At 37.8% G+C, this 20080-nt stretch carries 19 protein-coding genes and 1 riboswitch; of the genes, 7 read left to right on the top strand and 12 right to left on the bottom strand.

Annotated features, from left to right (window positions below; translation table 11 throughout):
• Positions 1–6: 6 nt before the first annotated feature.
• Positions 7–345 (bottom strand): hypothetical protein, encoded by a 339-nt coding sequence (locus AC0KUU_RS26075; RefSeq protein WP_013055129.1) that lies wholly within the window; start codon positions 343–345, stop codon positions 7–9.
• Positions 346–383: 38 nt separating this feature from the next.
• Complete coding sequence (locus tag AC0KUU_RS26070) at positions 384–857, bottom strand: low molecular weight protein-tyrosine-phosphatase (protein WP_043975685.1); 474 nt, start codon at positions 855–857, stop codon at positions 384–386.
• A gap of 176 nt (positions 858–1033) precedes the next feature.
• Here AC0KUU_RS26070 and AC0KUU_RS26065 point away from each other — a divergent pair, with 176 nt between their 5' ends.
• Both AC0KUU_RS26065 and ade read left to right on the top strand, forming a co-directional pair.
• On the top strand, positions 1034–1261 hold the full coding sequence (locus AC0KUU_RS26065) for a DUF1128 domain-containing protein (RefSeq protein ID WP_013055127.1): 228 nt from the start codon (positions 1034–1036) through the stop codon (positions 1259–1261).
• 182 nt (positions 1262–1443) lie between these two features.
• Positions 1444–1545: riboswitch (purine riboswitch) on the top strand.
• Between the two features lie 83 nt (positions 1546–1628).
• Positions 1629–3365 carry an adenine deaminase gene (gene ade, locus AC0KUU_RS26060; RefSeq protein ID WP_043975688.1) on the top strand — a complete coding sequence of 579 codons (1737 nt, stop codon included), beginning with the start codon at positions 1629–1631 and terminating at the stop codon, positions 3363–3365.
• A 238-nt stretch (positions 3366–3603) separates the two neighbouring features.
• On the opposite strand, the gene AC0KUU_RS26055 is transcribed toward ade, so the two are convergent.
• From AC0KUU_RS26055 to hmpA, 4 genes are all read right to left on the bottom strand, one after another.
• A complete protein-coding gene (locus tag AC0KUU_RS26055) occupies positions 3604–4350 on the bottom strand; it encodes a CAP domain-containing protein (RefSeq protein ID WP_322551680.1) in 747 nt (248 codons plus the stop codon).
• Between the two features lie 359 nt (positions 4351–4709).
• Positions 4710–5222, bottom strand: coding sequence for a type 1 glutamine amidotransferase domain-containing protein (locus tag AC0KUU_RS26050; protein WP_013081517.1), 513 nt, complete (start codon positions 5220–5222; stop codon positions 4710–4712).
• A gap of 143 nt (positions 5223–5365) precedes the next feature.
• A complete protein-coding gene (locus AC0KUU_RS26045) occupies positions 5366–6655 on the bottom strand; it encodes a lysine N(6)-hydroxylase/L-ornithine N(5)-oxygenase family protein (protein ID WP_043975694.1) in 1290 nt (429 codons plus the stop codon).
• A gap of 72 nt (positions 6656–6727) precedes the next feature.
• Positions 6728–7909 carry an NO-inducible flavohemoprotein gene (gene hmpA, locus AC0KUU_RS26040; protein WP_043975696.1) on the bottom strand — a complete coding sequence of 394 codons (1182 nt, stop codon included), beginning with the start codon at positions 7907–7909 and terminating at the stop codon, positions 6728–6730.
• Positions 7910–8125: 216 nt separating this feature from the next.
• Between hmpA and AC0KUU_RS26035 the strand changes: the two genes are divergently transcribed.
• Both AC0KUU_RS26035 and AC0KUU_RS26030 read left to right on the top strand, forming a co-directional pair.
• Positions 8126–8575, top strand: coding sequence for an Rrf2 family transcriptional regulator (locus AC0KUU_RS26035; RefSeq protein WP_013055121.1), 450 nt, complete (start codon positions 8126–8128; stop codon positions 8573–8575).
• A gap of 173 nt (positions 8576–8748) precedes the next feature.
• Positions 8749–8880 carry a YflJ family protein gene (locus tag AC0KUU_RS26030; RefSeq protein WP_016762840.1) on the top strand — a complete coding sequence of 44 codons (132 nt, stop codon included), beginning with the start codon at positions 8749–8751 and terminating at the stop codon, positions 8878–8880.
• A 48-nt stretch (positions 8881–8928) separates the two neighbouring features.
• On the opposite strand, the gene AC0KUU_RS26025 is transcribed toward AC0KUU_RS26030, so the two are convergent.
• Both AC0KUU_RS26025 and AC0KUU_RS26020 read right to left on the bottom strand, forming a co-directional pair.
• Positions 8929–10014 carry a nitric oxide synthase oxygenase gene (locus AC0KUU_RS26025; protein WP_043975699.1) on the bottom strand — a complete coding sequence of 362 codons (1086 nt, stop codon included), beginning with the start codon at positions 10012–10014 and terminating at the stop codon, positions 8929–8931.
• A gap of 99 nt (positions 10015–10113) precedes the next feature.
• Positions 10114–11046, bottom strand: coding sequence for a D-2-hydroxyacid dehydrogenase (locus AC0KUU_RS26020; RefSeq protein WP_043975701.1), 933 nt, complete (start codon positions 11044–11046; stop codon positions 10114–10116).
• 261 nt (positions 11047–11307) lie between these two features.
• Between AC0KUU_RS26020 and AC0KUU_RS26015 the strand changes: the two genes are divergently transcribed.
• The gene (locus tag AC0KUU_RS26015) at positions 11308–12864 is read left to right on the top strand and encodes an ABC-F family ATP-binding cassette domain-containing protein (RefSeq protein ID WP_013055117.1); all 1557 of its coding nucleotides are present in this window, start codon (positions 11308–11310) and stop codon (positions 12862–12864) included.
• 193 nt (positions 12865–13057) lie between these two features.
• On the opposite strand, the gene AC0KUU_RS26010 is transcribed toward AC0KUU_RS26015, so the two are convergent.
• Positions 13058–13954 carry a hypothetical protein gene (locus AC0KUU_RS26010; protein WP_043975703.1) on the bottom strand — a complete coding sequence of 299 codons (897 nt, stop codon included), beginning with the start codon at positions 13952–13954 and terminating at the stop codon, positions 13058–13060.
• Positions 13955–14117: 163 nt separating this feature from the next.
• A complete protein-coding gene (locus tag AC0KUU_RS26005; RefSeq protein ID WP_322551679.1) occupies positions 14118–15455 on the bottom strand; it encodes an ATP-binding protein in 1338 nt (445 codons plus the stop codon).
• 368 nt (positions 15456–15823) lie between these two features.
• Between AC0KUU_RS26005 and msrA the strand changes: the two genes are divergently transcribed.
• Positions 15824–16339, top strand: a complete 516-nt coding sequence (gene msrA, locus AC0KUU_RS26000; RefSeq protein ID WP_043975708.1) for a peptide-methionine (S)-S-oxide reductase MsrA — start codon at positions 15824–15826, stop codon at positions 16337–16339.
• A gap of 49 nt (positions 16340–16388) precedes the next feature.
• On the opposite strand, the gene AC0KUU_RS25995 is transcribed toward msrA, so the two are convergent.
• Both AC0KUU_RS25995 and AC0KUU_RS25990 read right to left on the bottom strand, forming a co-directional pair.
• Positions 16389–18026 (bottom strand): family 14 glycosylhydrolase, encoded by a 1638-nt coding sequence (locus AC0KUU_RS25995; protein WP_322551678.1) that lies wholly within the window; start codon positions 18024–18026, stop codon positions 16389–16391.
• Positions 18027–18132: 106 nt separating this feature from the next.
• On the bottom strand, positions 18133–19287 hold the full coding sequence (locus AC0KUU_RS25990) for an endonuclease (RefSeq protein ID WP_043975712.1): 1155 nt from the start codon (positions 19285–19287) through the stop codon (positions 18133–18135).
• A gap of 288 nt (positions 19288–19575) precedes the next feature.
• Here AC0KUU_RS25990 and AC0KUU_RS25985 point away from each other — a divergent pair, with 288 nt between their 5' ends.
• Positions 19576–20052, top strand: a complete 477-nt coding sequence (locus tag AC0KUU_RS25985; protein ID WP_013081504.1) for a hypothetical protein — start codon at positions 19576–19578, stop codon at positions 20050–20052.
• The last annotated feature ends 28 nt before the right edge of the window (positions 20053–20080 follow it).

Below are 20080 nucleotides of genomic sequence, written 5' to 3'. Positions count from 1 at the left end.
CCTTATTTATTTTTGTTCATCACCATATTTCTCCACAAATGCTTCTTTTGTATCGTTTACAATTTCCATCACCTGAGGTGTTGTTTCTTTTAACTTTTCTACTTTTCCTGCTACAAATGATACATCTTCAGAAACTTGCTCGATGGTCGTACGGATGGTTTCATATTTCTCTTTGACAGTATCCGTTACAAGTTCAGGGTGCTGAATAAGAGTTGTTGTTTTGTCTTTCAGTTTTTTACTTCCTTGAATGACAGAGCTTCTTGTTTCTTTATCAAATAAAGAAACAGCTCCTCCTATAATTGCTCCAATGACAATACCTTCTACTAGCTTATTTCGTTTACCCATTTGTCGTTTCTCCTCCGCTTTTATTTTTTAAGTATCGCTTATTCCGAGAAATGCTTCTCTATAATTTCGTCTAAAAGAGCCTTGCATCCTTCTTGAACTAAGTCATATACTTCGTCAAAATTTCCCGTAAAATAAGGATCAGGCACATCTTCAATATGTAAATCGGGCACAAAATCCAAAAGCCTTGCAATATAACCTGTTTTAGTATGTCCAGCCATCCTTCTCAGGTTTCCTACATTTTCGACATCCATTCCAATAATATAATGGAATTTAGCTATATCCTCTTGAATCACTTGTCTTGCTGTTTGCCCTTTAAAATCAATGTTGTTTCTCGTTAAAATAGATTGCGTTCCTTCATGAGGAGGATTGCCTTTGTGCCAGCCTCCTGTGCCTGCAGAATCTACGTGAATTTGTCCTTCTAGCCCTTTTTTCTTCACCATATCTTTAAAGACCGCTTCTGCCATGGGTGAACGACAAATATTTCCCAAACAAACGAATAATACGTTAATCATAGTCTCGACTCCTTTCCCTTATTACAAACATTATATACAATCATTTTTAAACTAAAAAATAGTTTTCTTTTATTTATATCGTTTCCACTCTTCTGTGGATAAGAACCTGACATAAAAGTGTTCACACGATAAAAACATGTTACAATAAAAAAAACGCAACTGGAAGGATGAACAAAGTGGATTTATCAGTAAAATCTCCAGAGAATATTAAACATATGGTCGATAGCATTAGTGAAAAACTGCGCATGCTAAATATCGGAGCAATTAAAGCTGAAGCTTTTGACGAAGAAATGTATGAAGACTTAAAGTACTTATACGATATGGTAATGAGAAAAGATTCTTTTAGCCCAAGTGAAATGCAAGCGATCGCGGAAGAATTAGGTACACTGCGTAAACAAGCTTAATGACAACTCCGTCAATGACTAATAGCCATTGACGGTTTTTTCTACATTTTTTTCTATACATGAATGCTGCGCCTTTTAGCGAGCAAATAAGAGTTAAATCGTTTATATACACATAGATGAAATATTCCCAAAAATCTTTCTTTTTTATTAGGAATTGACGTTTTTATTATTTGTCTATAGAATGTATCGAAATACCTAAAGCTCGTATAGTCTTGGAAATAGGGTCCAAGAGTTTCTACCGAACTACCGTAAATAGTTGGACTACGAGGGTTGAACATCATTCATACTGCATTTTTATTCTTCTTTATGTTCTCCCTTACATAGTCCTTCATTGTTATTCAGTTATACAATGAGAGGAGTCACATTCATGTCAAATACAAAAACAACCTTAAAAAAACAGCTTGCTGTTGCCAATAAAAAAATACCTGCAGATCTTGTAGTGAAAAACGGGAAAATTATCGATGTCTTTACGCTTTCCATCATTGAAGCCGATATTGCGATTGCTGATGGAGTGATTGTTGGAATAGGTCAATACGATGGGAATAACGTCGTGGATGCAAAAGGAAAATACATTTCTCCTACATTCATTGATGGACACGTTCACATTGAATCATCAATGGTTACACCTAAAGAGTTCTCAAAACTTCTTGTACCTAGAGGCGTCACAACTGTCGTAACGGACCCTCATGAAATTGCGAATGTTTCAGGGAAATCTGGCATTGAGTTTATGCTTCAAAACTCGGATTCCATTCCTTTAGACGTATTTGTGAACTTACCTTCAAGCGTGCCGGCAACTCCTTTTGAAAGCTCTGGAGCCGTCTTAAAAGCAGCTGACTTAGCGCCATTTTTCTCTCACCCTCGCGTGCTTGGATTAGCAGAAGTGATGGATTTCCCTGCTGTGCGAGATGGCGATGACGATATGCTCGATAAATTACAAGCAGCTAACGATGCAAACGGCGTAATTGATGGGCACGGCTCAGGGCTAGATGCTACGGGCGTTAATATTTATCGTACCGCTGATATTTCAACAGATCATGAATGCGTAACAGCAGAAGAAGCAATTGAGCGTATTCAGCGCGGGATGTATGTTCTGATCCGCCAAGGTTCTGTTGCTAAAGATTTGAAACAACTATTACCTGCTGTAAATGAACGTAACGCGCGCAGATTTTTATTCTGTACCGATGACAAACACCTAGATGATTTATTAACGGAAGGTTCTATTGATTACAATGTTCGTTTTGCTATTGAACTCGGGCTGGATCCGCTAATTGCGATTCAAATGGCTTCGTTAAATGCCGCTGAATGCTACGGGTTAAAAGATAGAGGTGCGGTTGCTCCTGGTTACAAAGCGGATTTTATTCTATTAGACGACTTAACCGATATATCTGCAGCACATGTCTATCAAAACGGAGAGCTTATTGCTGAAAATGGAGAGATGCTTTCTGTTCAAGAAGAACAAATTGATCTTCCAACAGAACTAATGAATTCTGTTCATCTCAAAGAGTTTTCCATTAAAAAACTTACGATACCACTTCAGCACAATCGGGCTAATATTATTGAAATTAATCCAAACAGCCTGATTACAAATCATATTGTAGAAGAAGTTCAAGTGAAGCAAAACGAATTTCAGTCTTCTGTAGAAAACGATCAGCTAAAAATGGCTGTTGTTGAGCGTCATCATCTAACAGGGAATATTGGTCTTGGGATTGTAAAAGGTTTTCAGTTAAAAGACGGAGCGATTGCTACCACGATTGCTCATGATTCACATAATATCGTAGCCGTAGGAACAAATGATGAAGATTTAGCAAAAGCAATTGCGGCAATTGAAGAAATCGGCGGAGGTATTGTTATTGTAAAAGGCAATGAAGTGATTGGCTCCCTCCCTCTTTCCATTGGAGGATTAATGTCACCTCACCCTTACAATGAAGTAAACAGCTTACTTAAGCAGCTTCACGGGGCTCTTCATGAGCTTGATATTTCACAGAAATTCAACCCGCTGCTGACATTATCTTTCTTAAGCTTGCCTGTTATCCCATGTCTAAAATTAACCGACAAAGGATTATTTAACGTAAAAGAATTTAAGCATATCACCGTTCAAGCATAAAATAAAAAGGACTCTTTCGAGTCCTTTTTATTTATATCCTTTAGACGGCGTAGTTCGAGTTTTACGATTTTTATAATGACGATATCCTTCTTTTAAAAGGATAGGAAAAACAGCGACTAGAATTTTTTTTAATATACGTCCCAATTTAAGGCACTCCTTTACGTGTTCTTACTTTACTATACCCAAATTGGACAGCTAAAAACGCAAAAAAGAGCAGGTATATCCTGCTCTTTTTGTATTACTTACCGATAAATTGTTGAGTCCAGTACGTAGTATCACCTTTTACGTATCCAACACCAATTTCAGTGAAATCAGGGTTTAGAATGTTTTTGCGGTGACCGTCACTATTCATCCAAGCATTCATTACATCTTCAGGAGATTGCTGACCTTTTGCAATGTTTTCACCTGCAGTTGTATATTCAATGCCGAATTGTTTCATCATATCAAATGGTGAACCATATGTTGGTGAATTGTGGTCAAAGTACCCTTTGTCCATCATATCTTTTGATTTAGTGCGTGCAACGTCACTTAATTTTTTGTTAAGTGTTAGAGGTTTTAAACCTTGTTTTTCACGCTCTTGGTTCACTAAATCTACGACCTTTTGTTCGAATTGACTAGCATCTTTTGTTTGTTCTGCTTTATCAGTATTTTCTGATTGTTGAGCTTTTGTGTTTTGCTGTGTTTGCTCTGGAGCTTTTGCTTCTTCACTTTGCTCTGGTGCTTGTGCTTGTTCCTGTGGAGCTGCTTCAGCTTGCTCTGATGCTTGTGTTTCTTGTTGTGGAGCTGCTGCTTGAGCAGATTGTCCTTGAGCGTTAAATTTCTTTAATAGCTCATCTACATTTATATTTTGTGCTGCTTGAGCATCTTTAATGTTAATTTGTTTTGGAGTGTTGCAATCAGGAGCTGCTGCATTTGCTTGTCCTGCTGTTAGTAATCCTAATGATACGGCACCTGCGACAGTGGCAATACGAAACCTTTTCTTCATGTTTGAAATCCTCCTATGTGATAATAAAGTTTTTTTGTAAAACCGCAACGCATCTAAGCTTGTAGCAAGCCAATCTCGTGATGCACCCTCATTGTTGCATGAAAACTATGAAACTCGCAACGTCTTTTAAGCTACCAAAATTATACTTTCATTTATGTAAAAAATATTTCGATTGTGTTACGTGGCTTCTATCTATTGATAGTAAAAGGTTTTCATATTCTTTTAGAAACCGCTTCATCCAATGCAGTAATATAACTGTAAATTCCTCGTCAAAATCGTTACATACAAAAAAGGCGACAGCAGAGTGGTAAACCACCCTGTTATCACCTTTTACAGAAAGTTTTACTAATATTATTTACTTACTTTAAGACATTTACTGATTCACGTACGAATGCTTCCATATCGTCTGGTGTACGGCTTGTAACTAGTTGATTACCGCATACCACCACTTCTTTGTCATGGAAGTTTGCACCTGCATTTTTCAAATCAATAGCAATTGATTTGAAACCAGTTACGTCACGTCCTTTTAATGTTTCAGCATTGATTAGCAGCTGTGGTCCATGACAGATAGCCATAACCGGTTTGCCTTCATCCATAAATGATTTTGTGAAAGCTACGACTTGATCGTCCGCACGTAAGATATCTGGTGAGAAACCTCCCGGTAAAAACAATGCGTCAAAATCTTCTGGTTTTACATCCGCAATTGCTTTATCAATTGTTAATGTTGTTTCGCCTTGTTTACCTGTTACTTCACCTGTTTTAACATCGATTTTTGTTAGCGTATGGCCTTCTTCTTCAAAGGCTTTGGCTGGATCTGTATATTCCACATCTTCAAATAAATCTGTTACTAGTACTGCAATTTTCTTACTCATTCTAAGCAACTCCTTAATTGATTTGTGTACTAATGTTCTATAAATAAAATACCCGTACACTATTCTTTTAAACATAGTTTATGGGTAAAAAACTTTTCTACAATAATCAAAAACCACATTGAAGATTTTTATAAAGAAGAAATTCAAAACAAATTAAATGTCTGGAACGTCGTCTCTTCTGGAACTGGGTACACGTCTCTCCCTGCAATCACGTTCAGAATACGCTGATTGCGCTGAACGGATAAACCAAGATTTGTTGCGCCAGATCCATGTGAATGTTCAATATTGGTTAACGTAAAAAAGTGGTGGTTACGAGGTTGTTTAAAGACAAGCCGGTAATCTTTTGTGACTTTAAAACGCTTGTCATCTTCCCATTCGATATCATCTTTTATTCGTTCGATGAACGGCGAAATTTTTGGCTTATAGCCCGTGGACAATATCAAACGATCCGCTTCGTATTGAAAAGAGCGTTCAGCCTTTAATTGTTTGCACTCCAGCTCATATCCATTTCCTTTTTTATGAATATCACTTACTTCAGTCGAAGCTTGAATCGTAACGGGTACTTTTCCTTTAAGTGAACGATGATAAAGTAAATCATAGATTTTCGTTAAGGTAGAAGATTCAATTCCGTGACGTAAAGGATTTAAATCTTCTACCGTGCTTGTACGTTCCTCAAAAGGCAGCGAATGAAAGTAATCTACATAGTCTGGCGAAAATAACTCTTGAGCAAGCTTGGATTGATCAAGCTGAAAAAAATTAGAGGATCTTGTAAACCATGTAAGGTGGTAATGATGTTCAGTCTGTTCTTCTAGTAAATCAAGAAAAATCTCTGCAGCACTTTGCCCTGAACCAACGATCGTTACATGCTTTCCTTTTTGAATCTCTTCTTTTTTATGTAAATAGCCGCTGCTGTGTAAAATATGCTCATTAAGCTTTTCTTCAAAAGCCGGAGGTACAAGTGGAATACTTCCTGTTCCCATTACAACGTGTTTAGCATTTACCGTTTGAATTCCATCAGGTGTTTCTACCTTTACTTCATAATACTCTTCTTCATTTTTCGGTATCACGTCCACAACTTTTGAAGAAAAGTGGCAGGAAGATAGCTGCTCCGCTACCCATTTTGCGTACTCGTTGTATTCTTGACGCGGAATGTCAAAACGATTAAAGAAAAAAAACGGATACAAGCGTTTTTGCTTGTGAATATAATTTAGAAAAGAATAGGGGCTTGTTGGATCCGCAAATGTAACTAAGTCTGCTAGAAACGGAATCTGCAAGTCCGTGCCGTCAATTAACATGCCCGGATGCCATTCAAATTTCTCTTCTTTATCAAAGAAGACGGCATCAATTTCATCAAGAGGCTCAGCAAGGGCCGCTAAGCCTAAATTAAAAGGTCCTATTCCTATTCCCACCATGTCATACTGCTTATTTGTCATCTTTAAACTCCCTTTCATAAAAAAAGCTAACAGTATTGTCTACTGTTAGCTTTTTACCCTTTTTCCATACATTTATGCGGAAGGAGTCATACTCATTTTCGGGCCAAACGATTCATACATGATATTTTCTTGGGAAATACCCATTTCAGCTAGGCCTTCTAACACCATTTGCGTAAATGAAGAAGATCCACAAACATAATAATATGCGTGTTTATCGCCGGCATATTTAGCTAGCTCTTTTTTAGTTAAGCGACCATACGTTATATGTTCATCATGCTGGTCTGTTTGCGCTTGACTATAGAAAACGTGTTGTTCAAACGTATATGTCTCTGACAACGATTGAAGGTCTTGTTTCATTGCATGAAACTGCTCATTTTTAGCACTGTGAATAAATGTTACTTCTTGATTGTTTTCCAGTGCTTGATGCAGCATTGACATCATTGGAGTAATTCCTACACCTCCGCTGATAAATACTGATTTACTATTTTCTTTTAAGACAAAATCTCCTGCTGGAACGCTGACTTCAAGCAAGTCTCCTTCTTTCAATTGGTCATGTAAATAAGTTGACACGACCCCGTCTTCCATTTGCTTTTCTTTTTTCACCGTAATTTTATAATATGGTTGACTTGGATAGCCTGATAAGCTGTACTGACGAATAGATAAATACTCTTGACCAGGAATGCGTACACTCACATACTGACCTGGCAGAAAAGCAGGCAACGCTTTTTGATCAGGTGATACTAAATAAAACGAGTACACGTCTTCTGCTTCTTTTACTTTTTTATGAACCATTAGTTTTTTATAATCTTTCCATCCTTTTTCTTCGGCTTCTTCATATAATTCTTGCTCCACACTTATGAACACGTCCGCAATGGCACCGTATGCTTCTTTCCAAGCTTCCATAATCTCATCGGTCGCAGCTTCTTTTAAAACATCTTTAATTGCTTTTAATAAGAACTCTCCGACAATTGGATAGTGCTCTGCTTTTACGCCGATACTGCGGTGTTTATGAGCGATTTGCTTTACAACTGGAAGCAGCGTTTCAAGCCGATCGATATACTGCGCAGCGGCATAAACTGTATTAGCTAACGCCATTTGCTGACGGCCTGTTTTTTGATTTGTTTGGTTGAATACATTTTTTAAAGAAGGATACTGTTCAAAAAGCATCTCATAAAAACGAGTGGTAATTGCTTGACCATGCTGTTCTAAAACAGGAACTGTACTTTTTACAATAGAAATAGTTGTTTGTTTCATAACTTTCGCCTCCGAAAGATTCATTTTTAAAAGATATATTTTTAATACATCTTTATGATACTCATATCCAACTTAAAAAGATATATTTTATATACATATTTAAAGAAATGTTCACAAATTCGCCTCGTCAAAAATGAGAGCATTCTTTCTGTATTTCTTAGATATAGACATGCTATTATAGATATATCAGCTGCTGATAAGAGAAGAGGTAAAAAGATGAGGCTCACACAATATACAGATTACTCACTGCGAGTTTTATTATATTTAGGCGTTCGCGATAATAATAAACTAAGCAATATAAAAGAAATTGCTGAAGCGTATAATATTTCAAAAAACCATCTTATGAAAATCATTCACGAGCTTGGAAAACTTGGCTTAATTGAAACGATTCGAGGACGAAACGGCGGTATTCGTTTAGCTCAGCTTCCAAAAGACATTAATATTGGAAAAGTGGTACGTCAAACAGAAGAAGATTTTCATATCGTGGAATGTTTTGACTGTGAAGGAAACTTCTGCATTATTAGCCCCGTCTGTAAGTTAAAAAGTGTTTTACATGAAGCCATGCAAGCCTTCATTAAGGTATTGGATCAATATACGCTAGAAGATCTAATTCAAAATAAAGATGAATTAAACCTCCTCCTTCTATCTCAAAAAAACGAGGAATGATTAAACTAAAATTCATTTGAAATCATTCTCGTTTTTTTAACCTTTTTCCCTTTCATCATAAAATAAAAGATGTTACAATGAGGCACGTATTGGAAAGACAAGATGTCTCCATTCGAGCAGACAATGAACCTCATTCTGTTCATCCTAAAAAAATGACGAAAGGGTGTTTGAGTATGCACGTAGGAAGCAAAGGTTGGTATGTTGAGGAACTTAAGAAACGAGGAGTTCGCAACCACGAAGGCCGCAAAGTAGAAAAGTACAAAACATATGTACTTGCTAACTTGCTTGATAAACACAAAAATTAATTAACGTGTAATAAGAGAGTACAAATGCGTACTCTCTTTTTTGTTCATTTAATAAGGAGCGTCTTGATAAAAATAATTTGGTGATAATACTTTATTTTTATAAGGCTTATGAAAAATATGCGTGGTAGCTGGCGAAACGGGCGGAATCAACCACGTCCAGTTCCCAGTCACTTCGCGGCCATTTTTTTGCTCTCTTTCTTCAAACAAGTGAAATTGCTGAGCAGCGGTGTGATGGTCTACAATGCTAACTCCTTCTCGTTTAAAAGAAGAAAGCACTGCAACATTTAATTCAACAAGAGCTTTATCCTTCCAAAGCGTCGCGTTGTAATCCATGTTCAATCCCATCATAGAAGCTATTTTTGGAAGTTGATTATAGCGATACGTATCCGCTAAATTTCGCGCCCCAATCTCAGTCCCCATGTACCATCCATTAAATGGTGCCGCGACGTAATCAATCCCTCCAATTTCTAGCTTCATATCTGAAATCATCGGGACAGCGTACCATTTTAACTGTAAGTCTTCAAATTCAGGAAGTTCTGGATGCGTAATAGCTACTTCTTTCACTAAATGTTTGGGAATCTCAAAACATCGAGGTGACTCTTCATTAACTTGCAGTACAAGAGGAAGAACATCAAAGTGAGTTCTCTCACCTTCCCATCCTAAATTTTGGCAAACCTCCGTAAACGCAATAGAATCAGGATCTCCTACCATACCATATTCCGTCTCATATCCCGCATAGCGGATTAGCTGATGATTCCATATTCTAACCGGCTCTTTTGCTTTCATTTTCGGTTTAAACACCGTAATAGTAGGCCGGATTTTCCCGTCATTTGTTGCATATTCAATATGGTGAAAAAGGGCGTCTCTTACCTCTTCAACTGTGTTCGCATCTCGCTTATCAAATACATTGAGCGATTGCCAAAATAATCGTCCAATACATTTATTGCTGTTTCTCCAAGCCATACGAGCTCCGTGCTCTAACTCTTCAAATGTATGATCATAATGTCCGAGTGACATAATTTGCTGATGGATTTCTTTTAACCGCTTGTTTTTATCCGCTTCGCTTTTTTCAAGTTCAGCGTAACACGTCTCTATAAATACACGTGCTTGTTCAAATAGTTCTTCTTGCTTCAACGTTTGTTCCCCCCTAGAAGAACAGATTTCATTCTTTTCGTTCAAGAAAAGCAAGTTTCAGTATACCATTCTCATAGCGGAAACGCGCATCATAATGCTTTAATAGCCTCTTTCAATATTAACCAAGTTAGAAGGCAATTCGCCTTGCTCAACTTTTTGCAGCGTTTCAACAAAGCACTCAATGGCTTCTTCAGCCGTAGTCACCGCTGAAATATGAGGTGTTATGATGATGTTTGAATAATCCCACCAAGAAGATTCTTTCGTTAACGGCTCATGCTCAAACACGTCTATGTATGCTTTTCGAATACGTTTTTGCTCAATAGCCTCTACTAACGCATTTTCATCTACAGTTGCTCCTCGTCCAACATTTATAAAGTATGCATTTTCAACTACATTCATCCATTTGGGATCAAAGTAGCTTTTTGTTTCATGTGTTAGCGGCATTGTACTAATAATCCATTCGGCTTCTTTTAGCAATTCTTTTTCCTTCGAAATCGAGACCACTTGATCAAATGACGGCTTTTCATTTCCACTTTTAGATACACCTATTACTCGTACACCAAAAGATTTTAAAACGGCTGCAAGACGCCCGCCGATTTCACCTGTTCCGTAAATTATGACCGTTTGAGTAGAAAGCTGCTTAGGCTCTACCACTTTCCACTGCTTTTGTTTTTGCTGTTGCTGAAACTGTGCGTGGTGCTGAAGTTCAGCTAGCATATAGCTAAGACAATATTCACTGATTCGCTGACCGAATGAACAAACCGTACGTGTTAACATCACACTCTTTTTCCAATTACCGCTTTCTAAGAACCGATCGACTCCTGCGCCGAGAGAATGAACCCATTTAAGGCTATGATCTTCAAAGCAATTCGTTGGACCGAAGGATAAAAGCGCGTCAGCCCAGTTTAAATCTTCAATTGTAACGTCTTGCTCTTCCATAAATCGAAACGTCTGAGACAGCTGCTTTTGTTTGATTATCTCCTCCAGCTCTTTATGCATTCTTCCTGCCACTAGTATTGTATGAATGTTCATTTCTTTTCCCCCTGCCTTTTTATTCTTTTGTATACTCTATTTGAATGATTCGATATAACCGTTCCTTCATCATGAAGGATTTTCTACATTGATATATATAGTATGAATGAAGTGAAAGGAAGACGCGAGTGAATTTTATATGACTTTCAAGGCCGGAAAACTCATATGGATTTATGTATATAAGTTCGCTATAATCGTTATGAATCAATTTGTTTATAACGAAACGTACGATAGATATTTTAAAAGAAAAGGTGTGTCAGCATGAGTGTATTAAACGTAAAAAATCTAAGCCATGGTTTTGGTGACCGTGCGATTTTTAACGATGTATCATTTCGATTGTTAAAAGGTGAACACGTCGGCTTAATTGGAGCAAACGGCGAAGGTAAATCAACATTTATGAACATCATTACAGGCAAGCTAGAACCGGATGCTGGAAAAGTAGAATGGTCTAAAAAAGTGCGCGTTGGCTATTTAGATCAGCACACAGCATTAGAGCGCGGCCTTTCTATTCGTGATGTACTAAAAAGTGCTTTTCAATACTTATTTGATTTAGAAGCTCAAATGAATGGCCTCTACGAGAAAATGGCGGAGGTATCACCAGAAGAACTCGAAAAACTATTAGAAGAAGTCGGTACGCTTCAAGACCTCTTAACAAACAATGACTTTTATGTTATCGATGCGAAAGTCGAAGAAATTGCACGCGGATTAGGATTAGAAGATATCGGCTTAGATCGCGATGTACAGGATTTAAGCGGCGGACAGCGTACGAAAGTATTATTAGCCAAACTGCTGCTTGAAAAACCAGAAATTCTTTTACTGGATGAGCCTACAAACTACTTGGATGAACAGCATATTGAGTGGTTGCGACGCTACTTGCAAGAATATGAAAATGCCTTTATTTTAATTTCTCACGATCTTCCATTTTTAAATAGCGTGATCAATTTAATTTATCATATGGAAAACCAAGAGTTAAATCGCTATGTAGGAGACTACGACGATTTTATGAAAGTATATGAGATGAAAAAACAGCAGCTTGAAGCAGCTTATAAAAAACAACAGCAAGAAATGGCAGATTTAAAAGATTTCGTAGCGAGAAACAAAGCCCGTGTGTCGACACGAAATATGGCCATGTCCCGTCAAAAAAAGCTCGATAAAATGGAAGTAATTGAACTAGCTCAGGAGCGTCCAAAACCAGAGTTTAACTTTAAGGGTGCTCGTACTTCAAGCAAATTAATTTTTGAAACATCTGATTTAGTCATTGGATACGAAGAGCCGCTTTCTAAGCCACTGAATTTAAAAATGGAGCGAGGTCAAAAGATTGCCCTTGTAGGAGCAAATGGAATCGGGAAAACAACTCTTTTAAAAAGTATTTTAGGAGAAATCAAACCGATTTCAGGCTCTGTAGAAAAAGGAGATTACCAGCATATTGGCTATTTTGAACAAGAAATCAAAACGGCTAATTACAATACGTGTATTGAAGAAGTATGGAATGAGTTTCCTCACTTTACCCAATACGAGATTCGTGCAGCTTTAGCTAAATGCGGCTTAACAACAAAACATATTGAAAGTAAAGTAGAAGTTCTAAGCGGTGGAGAAAAAGCAAAAGTTCGTCTATGTAAGCTAATTAACAATGAAACCAACATTCTTGTACTGGATGAGCCTACAAACCACTTAGATGTAGATGCGAAAGATGAATTAAAACGAGCTTTAAAAGAATACAAAGGAAGTATCTTAATTATTTGCCACGAACCTGAATTTTATCAAGATGTTGTCACAGACGTGTGGAACTGTGAATCTTGGACGACTAAATTATTTTAAAAAACGGGTTAAAAGAGGCATATCTTTTAGAAAAAGTGGGAATGATAAGATTAAGTTCCCCCCCTTTGTGTGAGTAGCCATTTTTTAAATGGTTACTTTTTTTATGTATAGTCCTTTAAGAAAATGGCTATATTGTATCTATACTCCCTAAACCCAAAAGGGCCGCTGCAGCGATGCAGCGGTCTTTTCGTTGTCATTGCTTCATCTGAAGCCAGCTATCAAAATAATGAACAGCTATACTGCTTGGAGGATTTTCAGCTTGACACTTTGTAAGCAACATACCCAGCTCTTGCATCATCTTTTCTTCTCCTTTAGCAGAAAAAGAAATGTATTCTCCTTCATCTGAAGCCATCGTTTCTACCCCTATTTCAATCGGAGTGGATAGTACACGTCCCCACTTGCGTTCATTTTCTGTTATTTCAGCAATACCGTTTTCTTTATCTGCGTGGTTCCGGTACGCCATAATTGTGACTTCATCAGCGTACTGAATAATCCACCGCCCCAGCGAACCGGAACCATTGCTATTTTTGAATGGAACTTCGTCAAACCAAAACGGGATATCTACAGCAAGCGGCAAGTGTAACTCATGAGACTGTACAGCGGCTTGAGAAATAACATATTGATACTGCAGAATACTTTTCGCTCGATTATTTTCCCAACTTTTATACAAATAAGGCTCTACATCCAAATGAACCCCTGAAAATTGCTGTGGCTCGTCTGCTTGTGCTTGGTAAGCTGTTATCCAATTAAAAAATGCTTCCTGCTCTTCTATACCGGAAGGCCCTATCCAATAAGGAGCGCCGTCAAGTGCGTAAACACTTATGCCCTGGGCTTGTGCTTGTTGGATAAAATGCCGATATACGGAAGGTGAAAGATGAGTATCAATTTGTAAATAAACGTTTGTCACCTTTTTTTCTTGAAGCTTTTCGAGGATAGCTTCTTGGTTCAGCATCCATTTCTTTGTATCCCACACCCACGTCGACAGCGGTATATTTATCTCTGCATTCACCTTTGATCCACATCCTATTCCTTTCCCCATATTAAACAGCCATACAACCACCAGAAAAATAAGAACGCACTTGCTTTTCACACTCTTTTTCCTCCTTTATACGAGCCAGAACTCATATAAAGAGAGTCTGACAGCTTGGCACAACTTTATGGTGAATTTCCTCCTTAAATCTGTAGCTTTTAGCAAACTCCTCCTTATCAATTTTTTGCAGCTGAATCTCTATATGTTCTATCGGTTGCTTGATTTATTTCTCTATATCTTTCTTATTAAATAAATATGCCTGTTTTGGATGGTTTGGCTGATTTGGATATTTCAACTGTAATTGTCCTTTTCGTAATAGCTTTGTTAAATAATTATTACGTACTCCATCCGGCGTTCTTTCTAGTAAATAAGCAAACTCTTTAAGCATGAGCGGTTTTTCTTTACATAACTCAAGAATAATATGTTCCATCTGATTCGGCGAAAGCCGTTTTTTTTCACGAGCCAACGCTGCAATATCCCATAGCTTCGTATCAATATTCTCTACATTTACCAAATTAGAAGAATCCTCTTCTTGCTCATTATTATAGGAGTTATGGTTATTATTACAGGAGTTATCATCGTTATTATATAAGTTACTCTCGTTATTATAGTAGTTATCTTCCTTATTGAAGGAGTTATTATCGTTATTATATGACTTAAACTCCTCTATTAATCCTTTATTATAGGAGTACTCATTTTTATTATATGAGTCGATTTTGACATTGTTTTCAGGTGTATTTTGATATTTTTCGACATCCTTAAAATTATTTCCCGAATCGGTTATGGACGTATTGTAAGTGTCTTTTTCAGAAGAACTTACCTGTCTTTCTTGAGTGGACAAAGATAACGTGACCACTGTACGATGCATAGAAACATCTTGATCAATAGCTGGCGTTTTATAATGATGCAGGCTCCAATTTTGCTTTACTTTTTTCAAACCAGAGCCCGAACGTTCACATAGCCCTAGTAAACTGAATAGCTTAACGATATTTGGGTTTCGAAGCTGACTAACGGTATTGCTAAAAACTGAATCTGTAGGTACTAACAAAAGGCCTGGATTAGAAAAAACGTAATGAGAAGGTTGCTTTTCTAAAATAACGCCGCCCTCCCCATTATAATCTGCATGAATAAGCATATTAATCAAAACTTCTGTTAAAGAGGAAGCGATTGACGGCTGAGGTTCGCTATTACGAACAATTTCATGAATATGAAAATAAAAATCAAAAATATTTCCTGACCACGTCCCGTCTTGAGAGGTAAAGCGCTCTGTCCATTCTTCGTTCCCTTTACTTTCCCGGTATTCTAAAAAATATTGTGGTAAAACTTCTGTGATAATCCGTTCTTCACTGAATAAAAGCAGGCCTGCGAGTGTGACTCCTTCTTTATGGGTATCTCTAACCTTTCCCCAAGCTCCTACTTTGTATAAAAACTCCTTTGTTTCAAGCGCATTCCAAGGATGAGCTGGTTTTACTTCAGCAAACCGATCCCGATAGCTTTTGATCGTATCAAAATTTAATTCGTTTAATCCATAGTGCTCTAGGATGAGATTATCTTGTAACATATTCAACTCTCCTATTATCTTTGTATATTTATTTAACAGCGCGAATATGCTGTTTCTTACCTCTTGTTACTAACGTACTAACTTTATTTATCTAGATGCCATCAGCACCCCAAAGTCCAGTCCGTAGATTGTACTTCTGTTGTGCAATTTCTTCTAAAACGATATATACATCTTATCTATTCTATCATTTTTTCTTTATTCTCTCCTTCATTTTTCAATCTTCAAAACAGTCGAGTTTATTGTGTAAAAGCTGTGGATATTCACCTTTATCCACAGCTTTTACACAGACTACAAACCCTTTTCTAGCTGTTTCAATATAAATTTGTTATAATACCCTTCATAACAACGGATTAAGTGAGGGATTACGTATGGAAAAAGCTACATTTGCAGGTGGATGTTTCTGGTGTATGGTTACACCTTTTGAAGAGCTAGAAGGTATTCACGGCATTGTATCAGGATATATGGGGGGAACTGTGGATAACCCTACTTATGAGCAAGTAAAATCTGGAACAAGCGGTTACTACGAAGTGGTTCAAATCACATTTGACCCCGAAGTGTTTCCGTATAAACGTTTACTAGATCTTTATTGGCCGCAAATTGATCCAACAGATGACGGAGGTCAATTTCAAGATCGCGGCTCGCAATATCGAACAGCAATTTTTTACCATAACGACAACCAAAAACAAGCAGCTGAAGAGACGAAGCTAGAGGTCGCAGAAAGCGGACGTTTTAAAAAACCCATCGTAACAAGCATTCTTCCTGCCTCTACGTTTTATGAAGCCGAAGAGTATCACCAAGATTTTCACAAGAAAAATCCAAAGCATTATAAAGAAGACCGCGCTAAGTCTGGTCGAGATGAATTTATTCAAACGAACTGGAAATAATTCTTGTGTTCAAAATAAAGCCGCATAGCAAACGCTATGCGGTTTTGTTTTACCAATTATCTGTATAAGTCGTTGTTGTTGACGGCACGCTCCAATATTGCTGCGAAGGCTGCCATGCTTTTAACGATCCATCAGCTCTCTTCACAATTGCTTTAAATTGAACATTTTGACTCGCAGGAAAATAGACGGTGCCTCTCCAATCAGCTGTAGATGAATTATATGTTAATTTAATTGGATAAATGGACGTATCCCACTGACCTAGCTCAACTCTGTCTCCAACAATATAAACCGTTTCTCCTAATGCAGTTGGCGCATTTTTTACTACAACCGTTTGCGCAAGTGGTGTAACGCCCAACGTATTTTTAAATTGCCCCATCAGCGTATCATTGTTGATAACATCGTAGAAACGAAGCAAAGTAAATCCTGCAAAATTATAGTTAAAGGCCATTTCAGCTGCTTTTTTATATTGATCTTCACTGCCTATAGTTAAAGCATTTTCCCCGTTTAAAACAACTCCTTTTGCATTCGCAATACCCGCTACCTGGCGTACAAGCGTCTTTGGCATAGAATATTCCGGATAATTTCCGCTGTCCGTCATTTCTAAGCACGTAAACGTTATATCTAGCTTAGCTGTTTTAAACGCATCTAAAAGCGCGTTGTAATCATTATATCCAGCAGGTTTTTCTGCAGCATGAGGAATCGTGGGATTGTTATACTGCCAATGAATTCCTGCCACTTTTGCACCGATTGGTACGTTAAAGGTGGAATCAAAAGCCTGATGAGCTAACTGTCCAATACGTTTTGTATGATCTTCCAAAGCTCCTTGATACCATGCTAAGAAATCTTTTCCATAAGCTGTTGAATAACCATCTTTTAAGAACTGATAGCCATCTGATGGCGGTAAAATTTGCGATGCAGACGTTAAATTGGTTCCCCATGCTTGATTAATGCCAGCGAGTGAACCGTATTTAGTCAAAGCATATGATTGAAACTTGCTCTTGGCGAAGGATGTATACACTTGAAATTTCCCTCTAGACGGATAGCCGGTTCCGTCTGCTGCTGTATAAGACGGATAACGAATTTCACCTGCAGGGCCTCCTGATAAATAGATTTTAGCAATCACGTCTTTATAAGGTGCTAACGCTTGCGCAAATGCCGTGTAGAGCTCTCCGTATTGCTTAGAAATAACGTCCGTTGCAAGCGGGCTTAGCGTTTCTTTATTTGTCGTACCTGTTTCAGATTTAAAGTAAAGGCTGTCATCACTTTTTAAGTTCCATACCCAAGATGGAAGCGGAACGTTACAATCATCTCCTACATTGCCTCCGCACTGATGAGTAGAAATAATAGGAACGATCTTTATACCTGCATTACGAGCTGCTTGAGCAAAGCGCTGCGCATAGGAAAAATCGAACTGCTGATCGCCGTTTTTCTCCATATCTCCCCACCAGAAGTCTACTGTCACTGCATAAAATCCATTTTGTTTCGCTTTGCGTAAATCGTTCTCAAACGCTTCCCATGTTGTATAGTCTGTTACCTTTTTTAAAGGCGCCATTAAATAGGTTTTGTAACCTGGATTCATTGATTTTCCATCTACGGCAGCCGCTCCGTTAATTGGACTTAAAATGAAAGCGTTAACAAAAATAAACATCAAAACGAAAGCCAACCCTTTTTTACATAGCTGTTTCATATCTTCCCTCCATTTTTCAAAATCACCTATAGGTATTCGGCGGATTTTAGTTTTTTCCTTTTTCTTTTATAAAAAAAAAAGACGCCCCGCCAGGACGCCTTCTTCATTAGTTCCAAATCTCATTCACCCATTCAGGATGGTCAATAAAAGGATTGCGGTTATGCTGATAGTCTGAATAAATAATGTCATTTCTACGTCGTTCTCGATCATCTACTGGGTCTTGGGTATTCCATTGAAGAAGCACAGATAATTTCCCGTGATAAGGAGCAGTACCATTATTCACTGTGTTATTAAGTTCTAAGTCAGGCTCATCACTTACATCGCCTTCATAGCGCACGGCCATATAAAACAACATACGAGCCACGTCGCCTTTTACTTCATCTCGAGGTTCCCATGAATCACTGTCAAAATAATTTCCGAGTGCTTCGCTATGTTCCGTCCCTCCGTTATCAAAATCTAAGTTTCCTCTCGTACTGTTTACAGATACATCGGTTGGACGTAAGTGATGAAGATCTGTTCCAGGTCCCATAGCTGTTCCAAAATCCCCGTGAGACTTTGCCCAGACGTGCTCACGGTTCCAATCGTCCACTCCGCCTCCATTTGTACTCTTAGCCTGTGAACGCCCTGTGTAGAGCAAAATAACGTTATTTGCGTTAGCTGGATCTTCATCCGTTTTCTTTAAAGCTTCCCATACGGCTGAATACGACAGTTCTGTGTGATGATCAATAATGTTATGAAGCTCTGTCTTTAAGCTGTTTCCTGTTTTTTTAGCTGCAGTACGATAGTAGTCTTCTACTGGAACGGTTGGCTCTGTGGGATCTGGAGCCGGATCAGTTCCTCCTGTTTCTGTACTGATAGAAGTAACTGATTTTATTCCTGGGTGTGAAAAATAAGGAGTGAGTGTGCCCGTAACAGTAAGATTTTTCCCTCTTAACTCCGAGTGACTTTGAAGTCCAAATGTACTTCGCAAATTTGAAGGAATTTGAACGTACACCATCTTGTCTGTATTGGTTTCATTTGAACTGTCAGCAAGAGCAAGTGCATAATCGCTTGGGTAATTGCTCGTAATAACTGTAGATGTGCCTGTAGGTTGACCTACTACATATCCTTTAACCGTTTGTACACTATTGTTTTGATTCTCAAGAGCTTGTGCAACAGATAAAAATGCGGCTGCTTGACTAACAGGAGTTAAGCTCACTAAAAGAACAAAAACAAGCAGGGATATTGCCCATGTTTTTTTACACAGAGCGTATAATTTCACTTTTTTATTCCTCCTATATGATAGGTTTGAAAACTAGTTTTCTTCCACCTCTTTATATTATTTTTTCACTGTGAATTCCCTGCCTCTTTTTTGTTAAGTTTTATAGTGAAAAAGATGTATTCTTCTTTACAGTGACGGCCACTTTATGCGAAGGGTTATATTTTTAAAAGTCCACATTGGAAAAAGCATTATGTGTCTTTCTTTATATATGGTATAATCAACCGAATCGTAAAAGAGCTTATACCATTTCAGAAAATGAAATGATTTAAATAGAAATGAGGATTGTGTATGCTTAGTTTTGACGAAAAATTAGCTATTATTTCATCGTTTCCAGAGCTGCATCGAAAAGATGTATCTTTAGGACGCGTGAATTTTCATTATGAAGAAAGCGTGTACGATAAAACGGTTGTTGTGCATCATCTGCATCCTAATGGAAATGGATTTGTATATGGAGGGTTTTTAAAAGGATATGAAACAAATGACAAAGGTCTTGTAAATATCCGTGATTATACAGAAGAAGAGCTCCGCTCAATTATTGAAGCTTCTATTGAATCTTTGTCAACCCTTCCTGATACAGCTAGAGAAGAAGCTATTGTAGGGAATGGAAATGAACAGCGCTGGAACGGCCCAGACAATGCAACGCTTTTACTTGTTCATGAAGATGATCTGTGGAATGTTTATTCTGGCTTGAATTTAGAGGCAGCATTTCTATCTTACGAAGAAGCAGAAGATTATTTGTTTGAAGAAGGCTTCCGCCGCCTATAAGCTTGCGTCTATACGCAAAAACCTCGCT

It is taken from the genome of Priestia sp. ST2 (assembly GCF_055810735.1).
The sequence above is the reverse complement of the archived record's forward strand: the minus strand, read 5'-3'. Positions and strand labels throughout refer to the sequence as shown.